The 5,342-nt window shown below is 43.2% G+C and carries 6 protein-coding genes; 3 read left to right on the top strand and 3 right to left on the bottom strand.

What is annotated here, in order from left to right:
* Nucleotides 1-1,985: Rne/Rng family ribonuclease (locus IQ229_RS11460; RefSeq protein WP_194043791.1), on the top strand; the 1,985-nt coding region annotated here is incomplete at its 5' end.
* Between the two features lie 8 nt (nucleotides 1,986-1,993).
* Nucleotides 1,994-2,650, top strand: a complete 657-nt coding sequence (locus tag IQ229_RS11465; RefSeq protein ID WP_194043793.1) for a ribonuclease HII — start codon at nucleotides 1,994-1,996, stop codon at nucleotides 2,648-2,650.
* A 130-nt stretch (nucleotides 2,651-2,780) separates the two neighbouring features.
* Here the strand turns inward: IQ229_RS11465 and IQ229_RS11470 are convergent, their stop codons facing one another.
* Together IQ229_RS11470 and IQ229_RS11475 are read right to left on the bottom strand one after the other, a co-directional pair.
* On the bottom strand, nucleotides 2,781-3,368 hold the full coding sequence (locus IQ229_RS11470; protein WP_194043795.1) for a DUF1997 domain-containing protein: 588 nt from the start codon (nucleotides 3,366-3,368) through the stop codon (nucleotides 2,781-2,783).
* 72 nt (nucleotides 3,369-3,440) lie between these two features.
* Complete coding sequence (locus IQ229_RS11475) at nucleotides 3,441-3,827, bottom strand: VOC family protein (RefSeq protein WP_194043797.1); 387 nt, start codon at nucleotides 3,825-3,827, stop codon at nucleotides 3,441-3,443.
* A gap of 225 nt (nucleotides 3,828-4,052) precedes the next feature.
* On the opposite strand from IQ229_RS11475, the gene pheA reads away from it, so the two are divergent.
* Nucleotides 4,053-4,928 carry a prephenate dehydratase gene (gene pheA / locus IQ229_RS11480; protein WP_194043799.1) on the top strand — a complete coding sequence of 292 codons (876 nt, stop codon included), beginning with the start codon at nucleotides 4,053-4,055 and terminating at the stop codon, nucleotides 4,926-4,928.
* Between the two features lie 133 nt (nucleotides 4,929-5,061).
* Here the strand turns inward: pheA and IQ229_RS11485 are convergent.
* The coding region (locus IQ229_RS11485; protein ID WP_409339923.1) for an LON peptidase substrate-binding domain-containing protein at nucleotides 5,062-5,342 on the bottom strand (281 nt) is incomplete at its 5' end.

Consider the following 5,342-nt stretch of genomic DNA (forward strand, 5'->3'; position numbering starts at 1 on the left):
ATATTGGCGACCCAGAGCGCAACGGTTTTATTCACGTTACTGACTTGGGGCCATTGAAGCTCAAGCGTACCGCAGCGGCAATTACAGAACTATTAGCACCACAGCAGAAAGTTTTGGTGCAAGTAATGAAAGAGCCAACGGGGACAAAAGGACCCAGGCTTACGGGTAATATCACCTTACCTGGACGCTACGTAGTACTGATGCCCTACGGTCGGGGCGTAAATTTATCCCGACGGATTAAAAGTGAAAGTGAGCGCAACCGCTTGCGAGCGCTGGCGATTTTGGTCAAGCCGGCGGGAATGGGTTTGCTTGTGCGTACAGAAGCAGAAGGCAAACCCGAAGAAGCAATTATGGAAGATTTGGAATTGCTGCAAAAGCAATGGGAGGCTATCCAGCAGGAAGCTCATTCCACCCGTGCTCCAGCACTGCTCAACCGAGATGATGACTTTATCCAGCGCGTATTGCGGGATATGTACGGCGCGGATGTCAACCGGATTGTCGTGGATTCCAGCACTGGTTTGAAGCGCGTCAAACAGTACTTGCAAAATTGGAGCGGCGGTCAAACACCGCAGGGATTGTTGATTGACCATCATCGCGATCGCTCCCCAATTTTAGAATACTTCCGCATCACTGCTGCGATTAGAGAAGCACTGAAACCAAGGGTAGACCTACCTTCTGGCGGTTACATTATCATCGAGCCGACAGAGGCATTAACCGTAATCGATGTTAACTCAGGTTCGTTTACACGATCGGCAACAGCTAGAGAAACAGTTTTGTGGACAAACTGCGAAGCAGCAACAGAAATCGCTCGCCAGTTGCGTCTGCGAAATATCGCTGGGGTGATCGTCGTTGATTTTATCGATATGGAATCGCGACGCGACCAACTACAAGTTCTCGAACACTTTAATAAAGCACTCAAAGCAGACAAAGCTCGTCCCCAGATTGCCCAACTTACCGAACTGGGTTTAGTAGAATTGACCCGCAAACGTCAGGGTCAAAATATTTATGAATTGTTTGGTGAAACTTGTCCTACCTGTGGCGGTTTAGGACATACCGTGCGTCTGCCTGGAGAAATTGAAAACCGATTGCCAATACCGGCAGAGACACCAGAGCGCGAACGTTTTGTATCCTTGCCTCACCGAGAACCACGTCAGCCTTCTGCCCGCATCCCAGAACCACGAGAAACATATGATGGATTTGGGGAAGGATTTGACGGCGACTCGGAATTGAGCAACCTAAATCTGATCAATCATCCTAGTTATCAAGAACTTAATGATAAGCGCCGTACCCGGACTCGCCGCAGTCGAATTGGTGTCAATGGGTTAAACGGGAAAGATGAAGCTCGGATTGTTCCCAGTCCCCTGACTTTTGTTAACGAGCCAGATTTAGACCTGGATATAGAACCAGAACCAGAACTAGGAGTTGCGCCAGAAATTCCCTCACCCACCCTTGGTAAACCAGGCTGGAGTGAAAGAGTAGAGCGCACTAAAATTATCAAGGCAGAACCAGTTAAACCAGTGGTCGAACCACCGGAGATTAGAACTGTAGAAATGAGCCTCCAAGAACAGGATATATTTGCCTTGATGGGAATATCTCCCTTGGTGAAGTTAGAGCAAGAGGTGAAAAATACCAAGTCTGTGATTATTAATGTGATTCAGCCCGGTCAAAAACCAACCACCCCAATTGAATCAACCTCAGAATCAACTATTGTCCAAAAAGCAATACCTGAAATAATCACTATTGCCCAAAAGGCAACACCTGAAATAACTGCAAGCAAAATACCGACACCAAAAGTTATTGAGCCAGAACAAAAATCTTTAATCGAAGAGACAACTGAACCACCGTCGGAGTTAACTGTGAATCCTTCGGGGCGCTTGTCTGCGAAAGCTGCCGCGAAGGAAATTGCAGATGAAAATGAAGCTAATAGCAGCGCTATTGCCAGCCGCCGCCGCCGTCGCCGTTCCTCAGCGATCGAGGATAATTAATTTAATTTATGGTAGAAACATCGCCAACGCCTTTGGAACAATCCACTTGGCTAGAGTTTTCTACCTTGTCAGATATTCCAGGGTTGGTTGCAGGTGTGGATGAAGTAGGGCGAGGCGCTCTGTTTGGTCCTGTGGTGGCGGCAGCAGTGCTCCTACCAGATCGCGCTTTGCCAATACTGATGGCAGCTAAAATCAAAGACAGTAAAAAGTTGTCTAGTTCTCGGAGAACTCAGCTAGCGCAGCAAATTTGTGCGCTGGCTATAGATTGGAAAATTGGGTTTGCTTCTACTGCTGAAATTGACAAGATAAATATTTTGCAAGCGACGTTGTTAGCAATGAAGCGGGCTGTGCTGAAGTTAAAGGTACAGCCTGCACTCTGCTTAATTGACGGCAATCAGTCAATCAAAGATTTGCTATTGCCGCAACAAACAATAGTTAAAGGGGACGAGCGATCGCTCGCTATTGCCTCTGCTAGTATTGTCGCTAAGGTTTGGCGTGACGATCTGATAATGCGTCTAGCATTAAAATACCCTATGTACAACCTGGAATGTAACAAGGGTTATGGTAGCCAGCGGCATTTGCTGGCTTTGCAACAATACGGGCCTTCGCCCCTACATCGTCAGTCTTTTCGTCCTTGCCAAATCAAAGGTCTGAGTGTTGAGTGATTGAAGAATACAGAATTCAGAATGAATTAATCTAGAAAACTCTGTGGGATCTTGCTATAGACCTTTTATTAATTACAGAATTCAATTCTAAATTCTGGCTCCTGGCTTCTGAATTCTGTTTGTTAAAAAATTACTCAGCATTCAGGATTGGTAATTCAGTACTATCACTGTCAAGTCCTCTATCTTTGGTTTGTGATATCACCCAGTAGCGATAATCTGCTAAAAGTTGATTTAATAACCGTTGCTTGACTGACAACAGTACGCTTTTAAGCAAACCATTGCCAGTAGCTTCTAAAATCGGCTTAGGAGTAAAGGAAAATGGCGGTGGGAAATCCACCACGACTTCTAAATCAGCTTTTCCTTGCAGACGAGTGCCAGTGCTAAACTCTTTAGGAGACAAATAGCCTTTTAAATTGAGAGCAAAGCGCTGGTTAATATACTCGAAACCTAAAATTTCACAGTTTAGCGATCGCAAATAAATTATTCCATTTGATTCTGCCCAGACTCTCATGTCTACAGTAGGTTGAATACTCAATGACATAAAAGTTAGCGGACGCATTTTCAAGCGAAATACTTCCTCAGAAAGCTGCTGAATTCTACTGGTGTCAGCCAAAGCCTTAACTAGACGTTGAGGCTGGCGCAAGTAGTGCTGAATGGGAATAGGCTGCTCTGGAACAGCGATTTCCACTGATTGGGAGGCAGTAAACTTGGTAGCCATGAATTGAAGGAAGTAATTGTTTGATACTTTTATTATTGATTAATTTATTATGTTTATTTTTTTTAATTTAGATTACATTGAACTAGCAATTTCAACAAGAATTCCATCCAAATCACGGACATAAGCCACTGTTTGTCCCCAAGGTTTAACTTTGGCATCTGCAACAACCACAGCACCACCTTCTATGGCACGCGACAAAGCTGCTGCTGTATCGTCTGTTACAAAACCAACCTCAATACCAGCAGGTAGATTTAATAGACTGTTTTCTTGGAATCCTTGGGGAAGGTTAGATTTTGCAAGTTCATTTGAGGCGAAAGCAAGAGTTGTTCCACCCGTTTCCATCTCGGCGTATTGTTTGCTCTCGTGAATAAACTGCTGTTTCAGACCAAATGCCTTTTCATAAAAAGCAACCGATTGGACAACATCCTTTACATAAAGAATTGTGTAAGAAAACTTCATAATGTTTATTTCTCACTGAAACAACCACTGAAGTTAAACTAGTACATTTGCTCTATTTAGTCAAGTAACCACAGTGTTGTACAGGTACAAACTGTATAATTACACTATCTACAAGAGCAGTATGTAATTAAATAAATCAAATTAAAGCAATATTGTTGGTCAATAAAGAAATGCTGGGTTTACTAACGATATAGTCTATAAATTGAACAGATAACTAATAAACACATGACTTTATCGATCGCACATTTAGGGCCTTCCGGTACTTATGCAGAACAAGCAACTATTTTTTATGCCAACTGGTTGAGCAAAAGTAGGGGAATTGAAGCTAGATTATGCCCCTATCCCAGCATTTCCCAATCACTGCACGCCGTTGCGAATGGTCAAGCGCAGTTGGCTGTTGTACCAGTGGAAAATTCTATTGAAGGAAGTGTTACTACAACACTGGATACACTTTGGCAGTTAGACAGTTTGCGAATTCAGTTGGCTTTGGTATTACCCATTGCCCACATGTTAATTTCTTGTGCGCCTAATTTAGATAGTATTAAAACTGTTTACTCTCACCCCCAAGCTTTGGCACAATGTCAAGGATGGTTAGAGCAGTTTTTGCCGACTATACAGATTATTCCTAGCAATTCTACAACCGAAGCACTACAGCGATTGGAGCAAGAGACAACAACAGCAGCGATCGCTTCTAGTAGAGCCGCTCAACTCTACAAATTGCCGATACTTGCCAGTAACATCAACGACTATCCAGAAAACTTTACTCGTTTTTGGGTAGTAAGTCAAGGTGAAGTGGACGCTGGATACCAGGCAACAAAAGCGCCTGCTAGTCACACATCGCTGGCTTTTAGTATGCCTGCCAACACACCTGGAGCATTAGTCAAACCTTTGCAAATATTTGCTCAACTAGGGATTAACCTCAGCCGGATTGAATCTCGTCCGACGAAGCGATCGCTAGGCGAATACTTGTTTTTCATAGATTTAGAAGCAGATGCCAAGGAAGCACAAATGCAATCTGCTTTAGCAGAATTAACTACCCACACAGAGATTTTAAAAATTCTTGGCGCTTACAATGTTTTACCGATCACCGCCCTTACTTAAAAAGTTAGAAGTTATTTGTTAAGAGTTATCATTTGGGATTTACCAGTTATCAGCTAGGAAATATAAATTATAAGTTGTCGAGCTTTTATTTTTATTTTTTATTCCTAACTCCTCACTCTTAACTCCTAACTCCTCACTTTTCACTAAATGTATCTTTGAGAACAGCGCGAGCTGCCAAGTGATTCCGAGTAGAAGTTAAAATTTCTGCTTCCCGCTCTAGACGAGTCACAGTATCTTGCATTTCTAACAATAATTGCTGCTCTGCGGCGACACCATAAAGATTACTGGCTACCCAATAAGATAACTCTGTTGGTAGATCGGGCAAATCTTCTGGCAATTCAATATTTTGTTCGGTTAATTTGGCTGACAGACGCACCACATCTCGCAGTAGTTGTTCTACTTCAGTTGATAAAG

The sequence above is a fragment of the Nostoc cf. edaphicum LEGE 07299 genome, assembly GCF_015207245.1.
In the GTDB taxonomy this organism is placed as follows: Bacteria; Cyanobacteriota; Cyanobacteriia; order Cyanobacteriales; family Nostocaceae; genus Nostoc; species Nostoc edaphicum_B.